The organism is Kitasatospora sp. NPDC097605 (assembly GCF_040302725.1).
Lineage (GTDB): Bacteria > Actinomycetota > Actinomycetes > Streptomycetales > Streptomycetaceae > Kitasatospora.
On sequence record NZ_JBEOSF010000020.1, the window covers coordinates 89,043 to 108,203 of the forward strand.

Annotated in this window: 15 protein-coding genes; 7 read left to right on the top strand and 8 right to left on the bottom strand. The window is 76.1% G+C overall.

Features of this window, described 5'->3' with window-relative positions:
• Positions 1-208 precede the first annotated feature (208 nt).
• The 4 genes from ABTX81_RS23065 to ABTX81_RS23080 all read left to right on the top strand — a co-directional run bounded on the left by ABTX81_RS23065 (position 209) and on the right by ABTX81_RS23080 (position 7,498).
• A complete protein-coding gene (locus tag ABTX81_RS23065; RefSeq protein WP_350548666.1) occupies positions 209-4,060 on the top strand; it encodes a HAMP domain-containing protein in 3,852 nt (1,283 codons plus the stop codon).
• Positions 4,057-6,549, top strand: coding sequence for a SpoIIE family protein phosphatase (locus ABTX81_RS23070; RefSeq protein WP_350548668.1), 2,493 nt, complete (start codon positions 4,057-4,059; stop codon positions 6,547-6,549). The genes ABTX81_RS23065 and ABTX81_RS23070 overlap by 4 nt, the downstream gene beginning before the upstream one ends.
• Positions 6,550-6,629: 80 nt before the next feature.
• Positions 6,630-7,013: a hypothetical protein gene (locus ABTX81_RS23075; protein WP_350548670.1), complete on the top strand. Its 384-nt coding sequence runs from the start codon at positions 6,630-6,632 to the stop codon at positions 7,011-7,013.
• 44 nt (positions 7,014-7,057) lie between these two features.
• Positions 7,058-7,498 (top strand): ATP-binding protein, encoded by a 441-nt coding sequence (locus tag ABTX81_RS23080; RefSeq protein WP_350548672.1) that lies wholly within the window; start codon positions 7,058-7,060, stop codon positions 7,496-7,498.
• A gap of 85 nt (positions 7,499-7,583) precedes the next feature.
• On the opposite strand, the gene ABTX81_RS23085 is transcribed toward ABTX81_RS23080, so the two are convergent.
• The 4 genes from ABTX81_RS23085 to ABTX81_RS23100 all read right to left on the bottom strand — a co-directional run bounded on the left by ABTX81_RS23085 (position 7,584) and on the right by ABTX81_RS23100 (position 11,407).
• Positions 7,584-8,135 (bottom strand): YceI family protein, encoded by a 552-nt coding sequence (locus tag ABTX81_RS23085; protein ID WP_350548674.1) that lies wholly within the window; start codon positions 8,133-8,135, stop codon positions 7,584-7,586.
• 28 nt (positions 8,136-8,163) lie between these two features.
• A complete protein-coding gene (locus ABTX81_RS23090) occupies positions 8,164-9,942 on the bottom strand; it encodes a glycoside hydrolase family 15 protein (RefSeq protein ID WP_350548676.1) in 1,779 nt (592 codons plus the stop codon).
• Positions 9,943-9,959: 17 nt separating this feature from the next.
• A complete protein-coding gene (locus tag ABTX81_RS23095; RefSeq protein WP_350548678.1) occupies positions 9,960-10,913 on the bottom strand; it encodes a TIGR03557 family F420-dependent LLM class oxidoreductase in 954 nt (317 codons plus the stop codon).
• An 86-nt stretch (positions 10,914-10,999) separates the two neighbouring features.
• Positions 11,000-11,407, bottom strand: a complete 408-nt coding sequence (locus ABTX81_RS23100) for a YybH family protein (protein ID WP_350548680.1) — start codon at positions 11,405-11,407, stop codon at positions 11,000-11,002.
• Positions 11,408-11,601: 194 nt separating this feature from the next.
• Between ABTX81_RS23100 and ABTX81_RS23105 the strand changes: the two genes are divergently transcribed.
• On the top strand, positions 11,602-12,291 hold the full coding sequence (locus ABTX81_RS23105; protein WP_350548682.1) for a GNAT family N-acetyltransferase: 690 nt from the start codon (positions 11,602-11,604) through the stop codon (positions 12,289-12,291).
• Positions 12,292-12,357: 66 nt separating this feature from the next.
• Here the strand turns inward: ABTX81_RS23105 and ABTX81_RS39695 are convergent, their stop codons facing one another.
• The 3 genes from ABTX81_RS39695 to ABTX81_RS23115 form a co-directional block, all read right to left on the bottom strand.
• Positions 12,358-12,432, bottom strand: a complete 75-nt coding sequence (locus ABTX81_RS39695) for a hypothetical protein (protein ID WP_502884254.1) — start codon at positions 12,430-12,432, stop codon at positions 12,358-12,360.
• A gap of 95 nt (positions 12,433-12,527) precedes the next feature.
• On the bottom strand, positions 12,528-13,928 hold the full coding sequence (locus ABTX81_RS23110; RefSeq protein WP_350548684.1) for a carbohydrate-binding protein: 1,401 nt from the start codon (positions 13,926-13,928) through the stop codon (positions 12,528-12,530).
• A 172-nt stretch (positions 13,929-14,100) separates the two neighbouring features.
• Positions 14,101-16,950 carry an AfsR/SARP family transcriptional regulator gene (locus ABTX81_RS23115; RefSeq protein ID WP_350548686.1) on the bottom strand — a complete coding sequence of 950 codons (2,850 nt, stop codon included), beginning with the start codon at positions 16,948-16,950 and terminating at the stop codon, positions 14,101-14,103.
• 172 nt (positions 16,951-17,122) lie between these two features.
• On the opposite strand from ABTX81_RS23115, the gene ABTX81_RS23120 reads away from it, so the two are divergent.
• Positions 17,123-17,668: a hypothetical protein gene (locus ABTX81_RS23120; RefSeq protein WP_350548688.1), complete on the top strand. Its 546-nt coding sequence runs from the start codon at positions 17,123-17,125 to the stop codon at positions 17,666-17,668.
• A 53-nt stretch (positions 17,669-17,721) separates the two neighbouring features.
• Here the strand turns inward: ABTX81_RS23120 and ABTX81_RS23125 are convergent, their stop codons facing one another.
• A complete protein-coding gene (locus ABTX81_RS23125; protein WP_350548690.1) occupies positions 17,722-18,159 on the bottom strand; it encodes a hypothetical protein in 438 nt (145 codons plus the stop codon).
• A gap of 169 nt (positions 18,160-18,328) precedes the next feature.
• Here ABTX81_RS23125 and ABTX81_RS23130 point away from each other — a divergent pair, with 169 nt between their 5' ends.
• Complete coding sequence (locus tag ABTX81_RS23130; RefSeq protein WP_350548692.1) at positions 18,329-19,150, top strand: alpha/beta fold hydrolase; 822 nt, start codon at positions 18,329-18,331, stop codon at positions 19,148-19,150.
• The last annotated feature ends 11 nt before the right edge of the window (positions 19,151-19,161 follow it).

The window sequence follows — 19,161 nt, forward strand, 5'->3', positions numbered from 1 at the left end:
GCTCCTCTCGGTTCCCCGGTCGTTACGGCCGGGCGTCTACCCGGCCGGGCGCCCGCAAACGCGCGACGCGCCACCACCGGCGGAGGCGCTCGCGTGTCACGTCCCGCGTGACGGTGGCACAGTGGGAGGCGGGGCGGCGCCGCCGCTCCCCGCGGCCGGGCCCGCCCTCGGGCGATCCGGCCGTGCGGTCGATCCGGGCGGTGGACGGATGGACGAGCACCAGGTGCCGGGCCGCGCGCCGGCCGCCGGAGCGGGCCGCGCGGACCCTCCCGACCAGGTCCTGCGGCAGCTGCTCGCCGGGCTGACGGCGGTGCGCGACGGCGACTTCCGGACCCGGCTGGGGACCGACCTGCCCGGCGTACCGGGCGAGATCGCCTCCGTGTTCAACGGCATGGTGGAGCAGCTCGCCCGGGTGACCTCCGAGGTGACCCGGGTGGCCCGGGAGGTGGGCTCCGAAGGGCGCCTCGGCGGCCAGGCCCACGTCCCCGGCGCGTCCGGGACGTGGCTGGACCTCACCGACGCCGTCAACGCGATGGCCGGCGACCTCACCCGGCAGCTGCGCAACATCGCCCAGGTGACCACGGCGGTGGCGCGCGGCGACCTCACCCAGAAGATCGAGGTCGACGCGCGCGGCGAGCTGCTGGAGCTCAAGAACACCGTCAACACGATGGTCGGCCAGCTGTCCGCGTTCGCCGACGAGGTGACCCGGGTGGCCCGGGAGGTCGGCAGCGAGGGGCGGCTCGGCGGCCAGGCCGACGTCCGCGACGTCTCGGGCACCTGGAAGGACCTCACCGAGTCGGTGAACGTGATGGCGGACAACCTCACCGCCCAGGTGCGCGCCATCGCCGAGGTCACCACCGCCGTCGCCGAGGGCGACCTCACCCAGAAGATCCGGGTGGACGCGCGCGGCGAGATCCTGCTGCTCAAGGAGACCATCAACACGATGGTCGACCAGCTCTCGGCGTTCGCCGACGAGGTGACCCGGGTCGCCCGGGAGGTCGGCACCGAGGGCAACCTCGGCGGCCAGGCCACCGTCCGGGGCGTCTCCGGCACCTGGAAGGGCCTCACCGACAACGTCAACGTGATGGCCTCCAACCTCACCGGGCAGGTCCGCTCGATGTCCGAGGTGGCCAACGCCGTCGCCCGGGGCGACCTGTCCCGGAAGATCACCGTGGAGGCCAAGGGCGAGATGGCGGCGCTCGCCGGCGCGATCAACACCATGGTGGACACCCTCTCGGTGTTCGCCGACGAGGTGACCCGGGTGGCCCGGGAGGTCGGCACCGAGGGCACCCTCGGCGGCCAGGCACGCGTCCCCAACGTCGCCGGGACCTGGAAGGCCCTCACCGACAACGTCAACTTCATGGCGCACAACCTCACCAGCCAGGTGCGCAACATCGCCCAGGTGACCACGGCGGTCGCCGAGGGCGACCTCACCCGCAAGATCGACGTGGACGCGCGCGGCGAGATCCTGGAGCTCAAGACCACCGTCAACACCATGGTCGACCAGCTCGGCTCGTTCGCCGACGAGGTCACCCGGGTCGCCCGGGAGGTCGGCACCGAGGGCCGGCTCGGCGGGCAGGCGGAGGTCGAGGGCGTCTCCGGCACCTGGAAGCGGCTCACCGAGAACGTCAACGAACTCGCCGGCAACCTCACCCGGCAGGTGCGCGCCATCGCCGGGGTGACCAGCGCCGTCGCCGCCGGCGACCTCACCCGCTCGATCACCGTGGACGCCTCCGGCGAGGTCGCCGACCTCAAGGACAACGTCAACTTCATGGTGGAGTCGCTGCGCGAGACCACCCGCGCCAACCAGGAACAGGACTGGCTGAAGACCAACCTCGCCCGCTTCACCGCCGCCATGCAGGGCAAACGCGACATCCGTGCCGTCGCCGAGCTGATCACCGACGACCTGACCCCGCTGGTCGACGCCCAGTACGGCGCCTTCTACCTGGCCGAGGAGGACGGCGCGTCCACCGCGCTGGCCCGGATCAGCGCCTACGGCCTGCCGTCCGGCGGGGGCGGCCCCCAACGGGTCCGGCTCGGCGAGTCGCTGGTCGGCCAGGCCGCCCGCACCCGGCGCACCGTCACCGTCGACGACCTGCCGGCCGACTACGCCACCATCACCTCCGGAGCCGGCGCCACCCACGCCCGCTCGGTGGTGATCCTGCCGATCGCCCTGGAGGAATGGCTGCTCGGCGTCATGGAGTTCGCCTCCGTCCACCCGTTCAGCGCCGTCCACCGCGACTTCCTGGAACAGTTCGCCGAGGCTTGCGGCGTCAACATCGGCACCCTGCTCGCCAACGCCCGCACCGACGAACTGCTCGGCGAGTCCCAGCGTCTCACCGCCGAACTCCAGGCCCGCTCCGAGGAGTTGCAGGACGGCCAGGAGGAGCTGCGGCGCTCCAACGCCGAACTCGCCGAGAAGGCCGGACAGCTCGCCGACCGCAACCGCGACATCGAGGCCAAGAACCTGGAGATCGAACAGGCCCGCCAGGAACTGGAGGAGCGGGCCCGGCAGTTGAGCCTCACCTCGATGTACAAGTCGGAGTTCCTGGCCAATATGAGCCATGAACTGCGCACCCCGCTCAACAGCCTGCTGATCCTCGCCCAGCTGCTCGCCCAGAACGCGGCCGGCAACCTCACGCCCAAACAGGTCGAGTACGCGGGCGTCATCCACTCGGCCGGCTCCGACCTGCTCCAGCTCATCAACGACATCCTCGACCTCTCCAAGGTCGAGGCCGGGAAGATGGAGATCACCCCCGAACCCTTCGCCGTCCAGGACCTGCTGGCCTACGTCGAATCCGCCTTCAAGCCGCTCGCCGACCAGAAGGACCTGGCCTTCCGGATCACCGTCGAGGACGGCGTGCCGCCCGAACTCGTCACCGACCAGGCCCGGTTGCGCCAGGTGCTGCGCAACCTCCTGTCCAACGCCATCAAGTTCACCGACGCGGGCCGGGTCGACCTGCGCATCGAACGCGCCGACGCCGCCGCCCTGCCCGCCGAACTCGGCCAGGCCGAGGCCGCGGTGGCCTTCCACGTCGACGACACCGGCATCGGCATCGACCCCGCCCACCTCGACAGCATCTTCGGCGCCTTCCAGCAGGCCGACGGCACCACCGGCCGCCGCTACGGCGGCACCGGGCTCGGCCTGTCCATCAGCCGCGAACTCGCCCGCCTGCTCGGCGGCGCCCTCACCGTCCGCTCCACCGCCGGCCGGGGCAGCTGCTTCAGCTTCTACCTCCCGCTCGCCCGCCATGACCGGCCCGCCGCCGCCCCGCCCGCCGAGACCCGCGTCCTGGTCGTCGAGGCCGACCCGCCCGCCCTGCTCACCCTGCTCACCCGCACCGCCGCCGAGGCGCACGGCGAGGACCCCCCGACCGGCATCCGCAGCACCGGCGACGAGGCCGGGCTGCGCGCCGCCGTCGCCGACGGCCCCTACCGCTGCGCCGTCGTCGACCTCGCCCACGCCGCCGCCCTCGCCCCCGTGCTGCTCACCGCCCTCCCGGAGAGCACCCCCGTCCTCGGCTACCACGGCGACGGCGGACCCGCCGCGAGCGTCGGCACGGCCGTCGACCGCCTCGAACTCCTCTCCGGCCTGGACGAGTTGCGCGAACGCCTGATCGCCCTGCTGGGCGGCCGCCAGGTGGCGGCGGTCGGCCCGCCCGGCTCCCGCGCCGACGAACCGCTCGCCGGCCGCACCGTGCTGATCGTCGACGACGACATCCGCAACGTCTTCGCGCTCGCCGCCGCCCTCGAACAGCACGGCCTGACCGTCCTGCACGCCGCCGACGGCCGCGCCGGGCTCGACCTGCTGCGCCGCCACCCCGAGACCGACCTGGTGCTGATGGACGTGATGATGCCCGGGCTCGACGGCTACGCCACCATCGCCGCCATCCGGGCCGACGAGCGCTTCGCCCGCCTGCCGGTCGTCGCCGTCACCGCCAAGGCCATGGCGGGCGACCGGGCCAAGAGCCTGGACGCCGGCGCCGACGACCACGTCACCAAGCCCGTGGACACCGCCGTGCTGGTGGAGCGGATGCGGCACTGGCTGGACGCGTCATGACCGCCGGCCCGCCGCCCGGCACCCCGCGCGAACCCGGCCCGCCGCCCGGCACCCCGCGCGAACCCGGCCCGCCGGCCGCCGGGCCGCCCGGCGCCGCCAGGTCCGCCGGACCGCCCGCCGGACCGCCCGCCTCCGGACTGCCCGAGAGCGGCGGATCCGACGGGGACGCCGTCGCGCGGCAGCTCGCGACCGCCGTCCGGCGGCTGCAGCACGCCGCCGAACGGATGCGCGCCGAGGAGGGCACCCGCGCGCTGGTCGACCTCGCCACCGGGATGCTCGCCGAGCGGCTGACCGTCCCGCCCGCCGAGGCCGCCGCCCGGCTGGCCCGGCTCGCCCGGGAGGCGGGCGTACCGGTCGTCACCCTGGCCGCCGACATCGTCGGCCGGTCCGCGGAGCCCGGCCGCCGCGACTCCGCCCCACCGCCCGACGGCGCCGGCGCGTCCGGGCCACCGGAGGCGTCCGAGTCCTTCGCATGGCTCCCGCCCGCCCCCGGCCGGGCCCTCGCCGCCGTGCCCGACCTGGCCGGCGCCGTCGAGGCCGTCCTGCGCCAGGGCGCCGCCCCGCTCGGCGCCCACGCCGTCCTGGTCTGGCAGCGGCTGCCCGCCGGCGCCCTCGCGCTCGCCGCCCAGGCCGGGCTGACCGCCGACGAGGCCGAGGCCTGGAGCCGGGTGCCGCCCGGCGTTCCCGGCCCAGCCCGGCAGGCCCTCGCCACCGGCGAGGAACACTGGCCCGACGGCCCGGCACCGCCCGCCCCCTGCGTCGGCGGCCCCGACACCCCCAGGGCCGTCCTCCCCCTGCTCGACGAGGGCCGCCGCCGGGGCGCACTCGAAGTGCTCTGGCCCGGCCCCGCCCCCGCCCTCGGCCCCCCGCAGCGCCGCCAGCTGCGGGCCCTCGCCGACCTCTGCGCCACCGTCCTCGGCCACCCCGAGCCCGCCGTCCCGCCGGACCGCCAGGCCGACCTCCTCGACGGCCTGCTCACCCCCGCCCTGCTGCTCGCCCCCGTCCTGCGCGACGGACACGCCGTCGACTTCACCATCCTGCGCACCAACCGGGCGTTCCGGGACCCGCTCGGCCGCCCCCGCAGCGGCCTGGACGGCACCTCCCTGCTGGAGGCCTACCCGGTGGCCTGCGCCACCGGCCTGCTCGAACCGCTGCTGCGGGCCCAGGAGACCGGCGAGACCCGCACCGACGACCGCCTCCACCTGGTCTTCCAGGGCGGCGGCATCACCCAGCCCACCACCCTGCGGATCGCCGTCGCCCCGCTCGACGGACGGCTGCTGCTCAGCTGGCAGCGGGACGACGAGGAGTCCGGCGAGTCCGACCAGACCGCGCTGCTGCGCCAGGCCCAGCGCCTCGCCCGGGTGGCCGGCTTCGAGGAGCAGCCCGGGACCGGCCGGGTGCTGTGGAACGCCGGCCTGCCCGAGCTGTTCGGCCTGCCGGCCGGCGCCCCGGCCGTCCCGCTGGCCCACCTCGCCCGGTACGTCCACCCGGACGACGAGCCCGCCGTGCGACGGCTGCTCGACACCGTCCAGCACCGGCTGCGCACCGCCTCCGCGGTGTTCCGGCTGGTCCGCCCGGACGGCACGCAGCGCTACACCCGGGTGGTGGCCGAACCGGTCCTGGACGCCGACGGCGCGCTGAGCGCGGTGCGCGGCGCCTACCACGACGTGTCGGCCCAGCACTGGACGGAGGTCGCGCTCGGCGCCACCCGGGAGCGGCTGGCCGACAGCGAGCAGGTGTCGGCGGAGCGGGAACAGCTGGCGCTGCGGCTCCAGCAGGCGATCCTGCCCGCCGCCCCGCCGCCGCTCGGCGCCACCGGGCTGCACGCCGCCGTCCGCTACCGGCCGGCGGCCAAGCGCGAGCGGGTCGGCGGCGACTGGTACGACGTGCTGGTGCTGCCCGACCGGCAGGTGCTGCTCGCCGTCGGGGACGTGGCCGGCCACGGGGTCGGCGCGGCCACCGGCATGGTCGCGCTGCGGCACGCGCTGCGCGGGCTCGCCGTCACCGGCGCGGGCCCGGGCCGGCTGCTGGAGTGGGCCAACACGGTGGCCCTGCGCGAGCCCGGACAGGTGACCGCCACCGCCGTCTGCGTGCTGCTCGGCCCGGACGACGGCACGCTGCGCTGGGCCCGGGCCGGCCACCTGCCGCCGATCAGGCTCGGCCCGGACGGCGCCGAGGTGCTGCCGCTGCCGCACGGGGTGCTGCTCGGCGCGCTGGCGGACGCCGAGTACGAGGAGTACTCGGCCCGGCTGGCACCGGGCGACGTGCTGCTGCTCTACACCGACGGCCTGGTCGAACGCCGGGACCGGCCGGTCGAGGAGTCCGTCGACCACCTCATCCGGGCCGCCGGGCCGCCAGGGCCCGATCTGGAGCGCTATCTGGACCTGCTGCTGGAGCTGAGCCCGGCCGACACCGACGACGACACCTGCCTGGTGGCCGTCCGCGTCGAGCAGGACGGTCCGCCCGGCCGTCGCGGCGCCCCGCGTTAGGCCGGGGCCCGCCCGGGTAGGCGCGACCCGACGGAGGGGATCGGGGACACCGAGGGGGCACGGACCGAAGGGACACCGCCATGCTGTTGTTCGGACTCCTCCTGGTCGCCGCGACCGCGGCCTTCACCGGGCTGCTGATCGCCGACAACCTGTCCGGCGGGCCGGAGTACCAGGTGACCATCCTGGGCCAGGACCTGGTGAAGCTCAGCAGCCTGGGCATCTTCCTCGCCGGGCTGGCGCTGGCGCTGCTGTTCTGCCTCGGCCTCGCGCTGGCGGGCGCGGCCCGCAGGGCGCGAACCAGGCCGCTGCGCCGGACGACCCGGCGTGAGCGCCGGGCAGCCGTCGGGACGCGGGCACCGCGCACCGCCGAACGGCCGGCCGAAGAACCGCCGGCCGACGAGCCGGTCGCCGAGGAGCGGGTCACCGGGGAGCCGGTCGCCGACCGCCGACAACCCGACCGCTGACCGCTGAGCGCCGACCACGGCGCCGAGGAAGGAGGAGCGACCGCATGCCCAGGGCCACGCTGCCCGCCACCGACTTCCACGGAGCCCTGACGGTCCTCCACTTCCCGCTGTCGGCCCGCCCCGGCGTCAGCGCCGAGGCCCGGGCCCGCACCGCGGACTGGCTCGACGACATCACCGAGCGCGCCGTCGTCGCGGACGTCCTGCTGCTGGTCTCCGAACTGGTGGCCAACGCCGTCCGGTACGCGGCCGAGCCCGGGGCCCTGCTGCTCGTCCGCGACGCGCGCCTGCTGCGGATCGAGGTGACCGACAGCAGCCCCCGCCCGCCCCGCCCCCGCCCGCCCCGCCGCCCGGAGGACGTCGGCGGCCTCGGGCTCTTCCTCCTCGGCCGCCTCGCCCGCCGCTGGGGCTGGCACCCCCACGGCCCGGGCAAGGCCGTCTGGTGCGAGGTCGCCCTCCCCCCGCCCCGCCCCCTGCCGGCCTGCTAACGGGCCACCACGAAGACGTCACCCCGGCGCAGGACCGGACCGGCCGGTGTTCCCGGCCGGTCCGCGGTGCCTGCGGGCCTGGCTGCTAGCCCTGCTTGATCGCGGAGATGTCGAACTCCAGGACGATCTTGTCGCCGACCAGGACGCCGCCGCCCTCCAGGGCGGCGTTCCAGGTGACGCCGAACTCCTTGCGGCTGATCGTCACCGAGCCCTCCAGGCCGACCCGCAGGTTGCCGTAGGGGTCGACGGCGTTGCCGGTGTACTCGAAGTCGATGGTGACCGGGCGGGTGACGTCCTTGATGGTCAGGTCGCCGGTCACCCGGTAGTCGCTGTCGGAGCGCGGCTCGACCGAGGTGGTGCGGAAGGAGATGTCGGGGTAGGCGGGGGCGTCGAGGAAGTCGTTGGTGCGCAGGTGCTGGTCGCGCTGCTCCACGCCGGTGTCGATGCTCTGGGCCTTGATCGTCACCTGGCCGGCCGACTTGGCCGGGTCGCCGCCGTCCAGGTGGGCGGTGCCCTCGAACTGCCCGAACGAGCCCCGGACCTTGGTCACCATGGCGTGGCGGGCGACGAAGCCGATCCGGGTGTGGGCGGGGTCGAGCACGTAGTCGCCGGTGAGCTCGGCGAGTGAAGCGGTCATGCGGTGCCTCCGTGGTGGTGTCGTTCCGTCAGGACGGCGGCGCGGCCAGCCGGGCCGCGCACTCCAGCATCATCGCGTGCACGAAGGCCTGTGGCAGGTTGCCCCGCAGCTGGCGCTGGGCGATGTCGTACTCCTCGGCGAACAGCCCGGCCGAGCCGCAGCAGCCGCGGGCGGCCTCGAACCAGCGGGCGGCCTCGACGGCCTCGCCCTGCTGGTGCAGGGCGAGGGCCATCATGAACCCGCACAGCACGAAGGCGCCCTCCGCCTCGGCGAGCGGGCGGTCGTCGTGGCGGAAGCGGTAGGCGTAGTGGCCGTCCGTCAGCTCCGCGCGGCAGGCGCGCAGCGTCGCCACGGTGCGCGGGTCGTCGGCGGCCGGCGCCCCGCGCACCGGGGGCAGCAGCAGGGCGACATCGGGCCCCGGGTCCTCGGGGGACCGCTGCCAGTGGCCGGCGGGGTGCAGGGCGCGCCGGGAGGCGTCGGCGAGCAGGGTGTCGGCGAGCGCGGCCCAGCGGGCGGCCAGCCCGTCCGGGACGCCGGCCGCCGGCGCCGTGTCGGGCCGGGCGACGGCGCGCAGTCCGGCCGCGCAGATCAGCCGGCTGTGCGTCCAGGCGTGGGCGTCCAGCTCCCAGATGCCGGCCTCGGCCTCCCGGTGGCGCCGGGCGACGGCCTCGGCGGCGATCCGCACCGCCCGGCGTCCGTCCGGGTCCAGCCGGCCGTGCCGGGCGGCCGCCGCGAACAGCAGCAGCGCCTCGCCGAAGGCGTCCAGCTGGAACTGCCGGGACACCCGGTTGCCGGCCCGGTCGTGACCGCCCGGGTAGCCGGGCAGGTCGACCGGCCGCAGGTCGGGCACCGGGCCGCCGGTCACGGTGTAGGCGGGGGACAGCCGGGGGCCGTCCTCGACCACCCGCGCCGTGGTGAACCGCACCGCCTCGTCCAGCAGGGGGTACGGCCCGAAGGCGGCCACCGCCTGGCCGGCCAGGCACTGGTCGCGGATCCACACGTAGCGGTAGTCGTAGTTGCGGCCCGCCTCGGCGCGCTCGGGCAGGCTGGTGGTGGCGGCGGCCACCATGCCGCCGGTGCGGGGTGAGGTCAGGCCGCGCAGCACCGCGTAGGAGAACCGGGCGTCGCGCGCGTCCGGGTTGCCCTCCAGCCGCGGCACCGCCTCCCGCCAGGCCCGCTCGGTGGCCCGCCAGCAGGCGTCGATCCGCGGCGGCGGGCCGTCCAGCCGCCGGTCGGAGACCTCCAGCGCGAGGTCCAGCGACTCTCCCGCGGCGAGCACCACCTCGGCGCGCAGGACGCCGCCCACCGGCCGCGCCCGGGCCGCGCCCGGCCCCGACCAGCGCAGCCGCAGCCGCCCGGCCCTGATCCGCCAGCCGCCGTCCCCGGTCCGGCGCGTCCGGTGGGCGCCCGTGGGGGCGTCCGGGGCGGCGAAGCCGGAACCGGCCGCCAGCAGCAGCCGCAGCCGGGCCGGGGCGTGCCGGGCGGTGATCCGGCGCAGCAGCACCGCCCGGTGCGGGTCGGCGGGCAGCGCCAGCGCCTCCCGGCACTCCACCTCGCCCTCCTCGGTGACCCAGCGGCTGCGCCGGACGAGTGAGCCGTCCTCGTAGTAGCCGCCCGGTACGAAGCGGCCGACGGGCGTCACGGCGTGGACGCCGCCGCCCCCGATGAGTCCGGCGAAGACCGGGTCGCTGTCCCAGCGCGGGGCGCAGAGCCAGGCCACCTCGCCGTCCGGGCCGATCAGCGCGCCGCGCTCGCCGTCGGCGAGCAGCGCGTAGTCGCCCAGGACACGGGGCGGGTAGCCGGTCACGGCGGGTTCCGGCCCGTTCACCCCAGCTGCGGCAGGACCCGCTCGCGGTAGAAGTCGAAGAAGCCCTCCTGCTCGTCGCCGATCTGGCCCACGTACACCTCGTCGAAGCCGGCCCGCTGGTACCCGCGCAGCCGTTCGGCGTGCTCGCCGGGATCGTCGCCGCAGGTCACGGCCTGCGCGACCAGCTCCTCGGTGACCAGCTCGGTCGCCTGCTCGAAGTGCGCCGGGGTGGGCAGGACCTGGGCCAGCTCGCCGGGCAGCAACTCGCTGGGCCAGAGCCGGTGGACGGTCTTCACGGCCCGCGCCCGGTCGGTGGACCAGCAGACCTTGACCCCGCCGAGCACCGGTCCGCCGCCCCCGGCGGCGCGGTAGCGCCCGATCAGCTCGGTGTCCGGGCTCATCGTGACCAGTCCGTCGGCGAAGCCCGCCGCCCGTTCGGCCGCCTTGGTGCCGAACGCCGAGACGTAGACGGGCACCCGGCCGGCCGCCGGCGCCGTGTAGAGGCGGGCGTTCTCGACCGTGTAGTGCGTTCCCCGGTGCGACACCTGCGCGCCGGTGAAGAGCTCGCGCATCACCGCGACGGCCTCCTCCAGCATCTCGGCGCGCTGCTCGAACGGCGGCCAGCGGTCGCCGAGCACATGCTCGTTGAGCGCCTCGCCGGTGCCCACCCCGAGCCGCAGCCCGCCGGAGAGCTGGACGTCGGCGGTCGCCGCCGCCTGCGCCGTCACCGCCGGGTGCAGCCGGACCGTCGGGCAGGTGACCAGCGTGGTCACCGGCAGCCCGGTCACCTGCGACAGCGCCCCGATCACGCCCCAGACGAACGGGCTGCTGCCCTGCTCGTCGTTCCACGGGTGGAAGTGGTCGGAGATCGCCAGCCGGGTGAAGCCGGCCCGCTCCGCCCACCGCGCCTGGTCGACGAGCTGGGCGGGGGTGAACTCCTCACAGGACAGGAAGTAGCCGAAAGCGGTCATGGCGGCCTCGCTTCGTCGGTCGGAACGTGCCACCGACGCGGCTAACCGCCCGCGTACGGCCGAAACCCCCGGCTACCTCTCCGCGGCTACTCCGCCGCGGTGACCTCCGGGAAGGAGTGGTGCTCGTGCGCGACCACCCAGCGGCCGTCCTGGCGGCGCAGCCCGAGGGTGAGCCGCAGCCGCTGCGCGGGGCGCTCGGCGAGGTCCTGCGGCGTCCCGCAGCGCAGCAGCGCGTGCGCGAAGGCGACGTCGGTGCCGGCCGTGACGTCCAGCGACTCGATCGTGAACGCGGCGCCGCGCGCCTGCCATTCGAAGAACGGTGGCCAGACCGCCCGGTAGGCGTCGATGCCCCGGACGCCCTCGTAGGGCGGCGGCACGTCGAACATGACGATGTCCGCCGCGTGGTCCGCCAGCACGCCCGCCAGGTCGCCCCGGTGGACCGCCGCCGCCCACGCCTCGATCAGGGCCCGGATCTGTTCCTCGTCGGTCGTCATGCCCAGGATGCTGCGCCCACCGCGCCGCGCCCGCAAGGCGTGACGGGACCGGTCGCGGCGGTCAGGCGGTCGCGGCGGGCCCGGGCGGCGGGTGGACGGTCATCACCTCCGCCCCGCCCGCCGAGGAGGTCGCCGTGCACCCCCTGGACCCGTCCCGCCCCAGTGCCGCCCAGCCCGGGTAAGATGTGAAGTCCATGAGTGACTCTTACAGGGGGTGGCGGGTGGACGAGCCCACCGTCAACGAGCTGGTGCGGGCCTGGGTCGGGGGCTGGATCGTGTCGCGGGGTGCGGCCGATCCGGTGGACGAGCCCTGGGGATGGAGCGTCGACGTCGGGCAGCCGCGGCAGGTGGCCCGGCACGTGCTGCCGCAACCCGCCGAGGCCGACGTCCGGAAGCTGGTCGCGGCCACCACCGCGCCGGGCACCTGGCTGAAGCTCTTCGCCGACGACGACACTGTCCGCCCCTGGCTCGGCCCCGGCTGGCGGTACGACGTCCCCGGCTATCTGATGACCGTCCCGCTCGCCGCCGCGAGCCCGGTGGTGCCCGCCGGATACACCCTCACCAGCTGGTGGCGCGGCGGCGTGGTGCGGGTCCTGGTGCGCACCGGTGACGGCCGGTTCGCCGCGCGCGGCCAGCTCGCCGTCACCGGGGCGACCGCCGTCGCCGACCAGATCGAGACCGACCCCGGACACCGCCGCCGGGGCCTGGGCTCCGTGGTGATGCGCGCCCTCCAGGACGCCGGGCACCGCGCCGGCGCCGGCACCGGGATCCTGGTCGCCACGCCCGACGGGCGGGCGCTGTACTCCGCGCTCGGCTGGAGCGTGCGCGCGCCGATGGCGAGTCTCTTCTACGCGCCGCAGGACGGGGATCCCGCCGACGCGTGAACGCCGCGCCGGTCCGGACGGGGAGTCCGGACCGGCGCGGCGTCGCGACACCGGCTCAGTGCTGGTTCAGCACTGCGGCCGCTTGCCGTGGTTGGCGCCTTTGCGGCGGGCCCTCTTCTTGCGGCGACGCTTCGAGGACATCGGGCCTCCTTGGTGGTTCGCCCCCGTCCAAGGTCTCACACCGCCGGCCCGCCGTCGCGCTGTCCTGCTGCGGGCGGGGTGCCCCGCCCGGGGCCCTACGCGGCCTGCCAGAGCGCCGGCGCGTTCGGCGGCTCCCAGCCGGCCTGCGCCTGGTGGCCCTGGAGGCAGCGGTAGGAGGTGCTGCCGTAGGTCACCGTGTCACCGGCCTGGTAGACGGTGCCGGCCGCCCAGGTGCCACCGGGGTTGCCCGGACCCGGGCCGGGGCCGGGGCCCGAGGAGTTCGTCTTCAGCGTCAGCCCGTAGCCCTGCAGGATCGGGTTGACGGGCTGGTAGTAGGTGGTGCCGCCCTGCGAGCAGTTGCCGGTGCCGCCGGAGGTCACCCCCTGCGCCTGCGTCCCGGAGATGAACGAGCCGCCGGAGTCGCCGGGTTCGGCGCACACCGTGGTGCGGGTCACCCCGGAGACGGTGCCCTCCTGGTAGGTGACGCTGGTGCCGTGCTGCTGGATGGTGCCGCAGTGCCAGCCGGTGGTGGAGCCGGAGCGGCAGACCGAGGCGCCGACCTGCTGCTGCACCGAGCCGCTCACCGCGCCGGACGCGCTGTTCACGTACGGGGTCGCCGTCCAGCTGCTGTTGGCCGCGACCCAGGACATGTCGTTGCCCGGGAAGACCGAGGCCTGGAAGCTGCCCTGGGCCGCGCGGTTGGCGCCGGTCGTGCTGGAGCCGGCGCGGCCGCAGTGGCCCGCGCTGACGAAGCCCTGGGTGGTGCCCCGGGTGATCGGGAAGCCGATCGAACAGCGCGAACTGCCGTCGATGTAGTAGGCGTCGCCGCCGCGCAGGTCGTAGAGCGGACGCGGGGCCTCGGCCAGCGTCTCCACCCGCACCGCCGCCCGGTCCACCCCGGCGGCGGCGACCAGCCGCTCGGCCGCGGCCGGGTCGGTGGCCTGCACCACCACGGTGTTGTCGCGCACGTCGACGAAGCGCACCGGCGCCGCCAGCGCGTCCGCCCGGCCCGCGGCGTCGTGCCCGGCGGCCCGGTCGAGCGCGGCCAGCGCGCCCTCCAGCGCCGCCAGCGGGCGGGCGACGAGCACCGGCCGGGCGCCCGCCGCGCGGATCGTCGCGGCGTCGGCGGCCAGGGTGGTGGCGACCGCCAGCCCGGCCGCGTCGGCGCCCTCCAGCCAGGAGCCGGCCCAACTGCCGCCCAGGCCCTGGGCGAGTGCGCCGGCCCTGGCGCCGGCCCGGGCCTCGTTGGTGATCCGGGCCCGCGCCTGGCCGGCCGTCAGGCCGAGGTCGCGCTGCAGCGCGTCGAGCACCTCGGGCGTGGCGGCGGCCACGCCGAGCGTGTCCGGCGCGGCCGAGGCGGCCGCGGCGGCGGCCCGGACCGCCGCGGTGGAACCGGGGTCCGGGGCGGCCGCGCCGGCGGTGCCCTGGAGTGCCGTCAAAGCGAGGGCGGCGGTGGCCAGGACGGCGCACGCGGCCCTGGCGGGTCGTCGGAGCATGGGGGTCTCCCGCGGTCAGGGTGTGGGGGTTGCGGGAAACCGTAGGAGCCCCGTCCGCCGGCGGGGGAGATGTCACCCGGGGGTACGGCTCCGGGCTATACCCCCACCGGGGCGGCGCGGCGGCCGGCGGGTCGGCTCCGTGGTACAGAACACCTTTTCCTTGGCTTCTTCGTCAAGACCGTCCGCCGGTCCGGTCGGGCCGCTCCGGCCTGCCGGACCGCTCGGGATGCTCGGTCCGCTCGGTCCGCTTGGGCCCCTCGGGCCGCTCGCCCAGGGCGGCGAGCGCGGCCAGCACCTCGGCGCGCAGCCGCGGGTGGCCGGTCGTCCCGTCGATCACCGCGAGCGCCTGGCGCAGCCGCTCGGCCGCCTGCTCCGGGTGGTCCAGCCGGCGGTGGTGGTCGCCCAGGTGGTAGAGCGTGATGCCCTCCAACACCGGGTCCCCGGTGGAGCGGTGGCGGTCCAGAGCCCGGTGCAGGTACTCCTCCGCCTCCCGGCCGCGGCCCGCCAGCATCGCGGTGACACCGATGTTGGTCTCGCACACCCGGATCGCCCAGTCGTCCCGGCGCTCCTCCGGCTGCGCCCGGAGCAGCGCGAGCGCCCCCTGGTAGTACAGCCGCGCCTGGCCGTAGGCGCCGGTGCCGAGACAGTGGTCGCCCAGGTGGCCGATCACATCCGCCTCGCCCTCGCGGTCCCCGATCGACGCGAACAGGGCGCGGGCCAGCCGGAGTTCGGCAAGCGCCTCGTCGTGCCGGCCGAGCGCGCCGAGCGCCGTGGCGAGGTCGTCGCGGGCGTGGCCCTCGCCGTAGCGGTCGCCGGCCCGCCCGGCCGCCGCCACCGCCAGCCGGGCCGCCTCCTCCCGGTCGTCCAGGTGCGGACTGGTGAAGTAGTAGCTCCACAGGACCACCGCCAGCCGCCAGGCCAGGTCGTCCGGGCCGTGCCCGGCGGCCGCCCGCACCACCCCCAGCAGCTGGGGGTGCTCGCTCTCGCACCAGCGCTGCGCCTCGGCGGCGGTGCGGAACGCCGGCGGCTCGTACCAGGGACCGGGCGGGTCGAGCGGGATCCGCCGGCGGTGCGGGGTGAGCAGCCGGGCGGCGGCGTCGGCGTGGTGCAGGTACCAGGTGCCGAGCCGTTCCCGGGCGGCGGTGCGCACGGCCAGGCCGGTCTCGGCGGCGGCGCGTTCGGCGGCGTACAGGTGCAGCAGGTCGTGCAGCCGGTAGCGCTCCCCGCCCTCGTGGGTGAGCAGGTGGGCAGTGGTCAGCTGCTCCAGGACGGGGCGCACGACGGCGGCGCGTTCGCCACAGAGCGCGGCGGCCGCCGCCGCGGACAGGCCGGGGCCGGGGGCGAGCGAGAGCAGCCGGAAGAGGGTACGGGCGGTCGCGGGCAGCGCGCGGTAGGAGAGGTCGAGGGCGGCCCGCACGGCCGAGGTGGCGTCGCCGTCGATCGCCAGCGCGGTCAGCCGGTCCCCGGTGTCGCGCAGTTCGGCGACGTGGTCGGCGACGGTCCGGCCGGGGCGCTCGGCGAGGCGGCTGGCGGCGATGGCCAGGGCGAGCGGCAACCGGCCGCAGACGGCGGCCAGTTCGGTGACGGCGGCCGGCTCGGAGCGGGCGCGCCGGCCGCCGATGACGCGATCGAGCAGCGCGACGGCGTCCCGCGCGGGCATCAGGTCCAGGGCCAGCGGGCGGGCGCCGTCCCGGGCGGTGAGCCCGGCCAGGCCGGAGCGGCTGGTGACCACGGTCAGGCACTCCGGCGCGCCGGGGAGCAGCGGGCGGACCTGCTCGGCGCTGCGCGCGTTGTCCAGCACCACCAGCACCCGTTGGCCGGCCAGCAGCGAGCGGTAGAGCGCGGCGGCCTCCTCGGGGACGCTCGGCACCTGGTCGCCGGGTACTCCGAGGGCGCGCAGGAAGCGGGCCAGCACGGCGTGCGGGGGCAGCGGCGGTTCGGCGGAGAAGCCGTGCAGGTCGGCGTAGAGCTGGCCGCCGGGGAAGTGCTCGCGGCGGCGGTGCGCCCACTGGACGACCAGGGTGCTCTTGCCGATCCCGGCGCTGCCGGAGACGGCGCAGATCCGGGCGGCGGGAGCGGTCGTCGCGGTGGCGTCGGCCGTTGCCGAAGTGTCGGTCGCGGCCTCGGCGAAGGCGTCCAGGGCGGCGAGTTCCGCGCCTCGCCCGGTGAAGGTGGCCAGCGGGGGCGGCAGTTGGGCGGGACGGGGTGGCGTGGCGCGGGGCGCGTGGCGCGGCTCGTCCGGGTCCCGCGCGCCGCGCGGACCGTCCTCCTGGAGCGTCTCGGTGCTGAGCAGCTCCAGGTGCAGCCGCCGCAGTTCGGGGCTCGGGTCGAGGCCCAGCTCCTCGGCGAGCCGGCCGGTGAACCGCCGGTGCACCGCCAGGGCGTCGGCGGTGCGCCCGGAGGCGTGCAGCGCCCGCATCAGCTGCCCGGTGAACCGCTCCCGCAGCGGATGGTCGGCGACCAGCGCGGTGAGTTCGGGGATGCTCGCCCGGTGCCGGCCGAGCGCGGCCTCCAGATCGAGGCAGTCCTCCCAGGCGGTGAGCCGCAGTTCGTCCAGCGGTACGGCGCCCGCCGCGATCGACCGCCCCGTCAGTCCGTCGAGCACGGGCCCGCGCCAGAGTGCGAGGGCCTCCCGCAACTCCGTCGCCGCCTCGGCCGGCTGCCCGGCGGCGGCCGTCCGGCGGGAGCGGGCGAGGGTGTCGGCGAAGCTCCTGGCGTCCAGCCGGTGGCCGTCGAGCAGGATCCGGTAGCCGCGTCCGTCGGTCTCCAGCGCGGGCGGCCCGGCCGGGTCGGCCTTACGGAAGCCACGGCGCAACAGCCCCGCCAGGTTGCGGACCTGGCGGTCGGCGGTGGCCGGCGGACGGTCGTCCCAGACGGCGTCCACCAGCCGGGCCACCGGGACGGCGCCGCCCGCGTTGAGCAGCAGGACCGCCAGCAGCCGTTCCTGGCGCACGCCCCCCAACCGGACCCTGTCACCCCCGTCGGTCCGGACTTCCAGCGGTCCCAGAATCGCGAACTCCATGCGTTCCCCTCCCCAGGGCCTGCGCACCGCTGTCGGACAGTCGCGTTTGGTGACGATCCGATGAGCAGATCATGCCAGAATCGTGCGCGTCGTTGAGAGGGTCTGTGTGTGCCGGCCCCGCAGGGGAGCGGCGCCGTGATCACCCCCCGGAGTTCCCTGGAGGAACGGACCCATGAACCGCATCAAGCGCTTCGCCGCCGTCGCTGCCGCCACCGCCGTCGCCGCCCTCGCCCCGCTGACCGCCGCCCCGGCCGCGCAGGCCACCACGACGGCCAACCACCTCGGGATGACCTGGGAGGTCCTCAACTACGGGGTGGGCGGGACCGTCCAGGTCGGCGGCCCCGGCGGCACCGCCAGCAACGCGTACGACGGTGACACCCCGGCCTGGAACGCGCTGCCGGTGCTCTGCCTCAACCAGGACAACCGCCCCGCGCCGGCCGGGCTCTCGCTCGGCTTCTACAATGGCTGGGCGCTGGGCGCCGTGGAGATCAGCCGCCCCGTGAAGGGCACCGAGCTGACCAGCCCGGAGGCCGCCAACACCGTCTGCCGCACGCAGTTCGGGCGCACCTGGCGGCAGGCCGAGTTCCACGACGGCCACTACGGCGACTACTACCAGTGGACCGGTGGCTGGACCTTCTGGGCCAGCGGCAACCTGCCGAAGGGCGTGCGCTTCTGGACGTACATCAACGACCAGAACGCCAACCCCTGGAACGGCTGACCCGGATCCTCGCCGTGGCCGGCCCGCCCACCAGGGCCGGGCCGGCCCCCGTCCTACCAGGCCTGACCGGCCGCCAGCCAGCGGGCCCGGGCCTCGTGCTCGGCGTCCAGGTGGCCGTCGAGGCGCCAGCGCGCCACGTCGTAGTCCGGCAGGTGGCTCCACGCCTCGGCGGCCGTCAGCAGGTACCGCCAGAGCGTGCTGAGCCGGACCATCAACTCCTCCACCCCGTCGTCGGGGCGCCGGCCCTCCTCCTCCGGGGCGGCGGCCGCCGCCCGCTCGGCGAGCGCGCCGAGCACCTCCCGCGCGCTGTCGGTGAGGGCCGCCACCGTCTGCGACAGCGCGTCCCCGACCCGCTCCTCCTCGCTCCCCGCCGCGCCGGCCCCCTCCCTCAGCAGCACCAGCCGCCGGCCGATGAACCCCGCCAGGCCGTCGATGTCCTCCGCGGTGATGTCGGCGGTGTACCGCAGCGCGGACCGGTGGATGTCTGTCATCCGGGTGTCCCCTCCCTCGACCGCCCGATCCGGCCGACCGCCGGATCCGGCTTGCAGCCTCGGATATCGCACCCCGGCGGGAGCGGTAAACCTCACCCGACCCTCCCGGCCGGGGCGCACCCGGGCGGGCCGGGGGCGCACCGGTCGCGCCCGCGGTGATCGTTCATGGGTGGCGCATGCGCCCGCCACCTGCGAGCATCTGCGGATGCTCACCCTCACCGACGATCTCGGCCACCTCTCCTACGTCGTCACCGGCGACGGCCCGCCCGTAGTCCTGGTGCACGCCGGCATCGCCGACCACCGCATGTGGGACGCCGTCGTCCCGGCGCTCGCGCAGCGGCACACCGTCATCCGCTACGACCTGCGCGGCTTCGGCGAGTCCGCGCCGCCGACCGGACCGTTCCGCGAGACCGACGACCTGCGCCGCCTGCTGGACCACCTCGGCCACGACCGCGTCCGCCTGGTCGGCGCCTCCTGGGGCGGCCGGGTGGCCGTGGACTTCACCCTCACCCACCCGGAGCGGGTGCACGCGCTGGCCCTGCTCGCCGCGCCGTGGCCGGGCTACCACTGGTCCGCCGACATGATCGCCTACGACGAGGCCGAGACGGCGGCGCTGGCCGCGGGCGACCTCGACACCGCCGTCCAGGTGAACCTGGACATGTGGGTGCGCGGCCCGGCCCGCCGCTGGGAGGACGTGGCCCCCGGCACGGCCGACCGCCTCCGCGGCCCGCTGCGCACCTCCCTGGCGAACCAGGCCGCCGTCGGCGAGCACTCCCAGGGCGTCACCACCGGCGACCTCGCCACCATCACCGCCCCCACCCTGGTGGCCACCGGCAGCCTCGACGTCGCCGACTTCCAGGACATCGGCCGCCGCTACGCCGCCGGGATCCCCGCCGCCCAGCTGATCGAGTTCCCCACCGCCGCCCACCTCATCCCCGTCGACGCCCCCACCGAACTCACCACCGCCCTGCTCCCGTTCCTCGAACGTTAGGGGTGACCGGG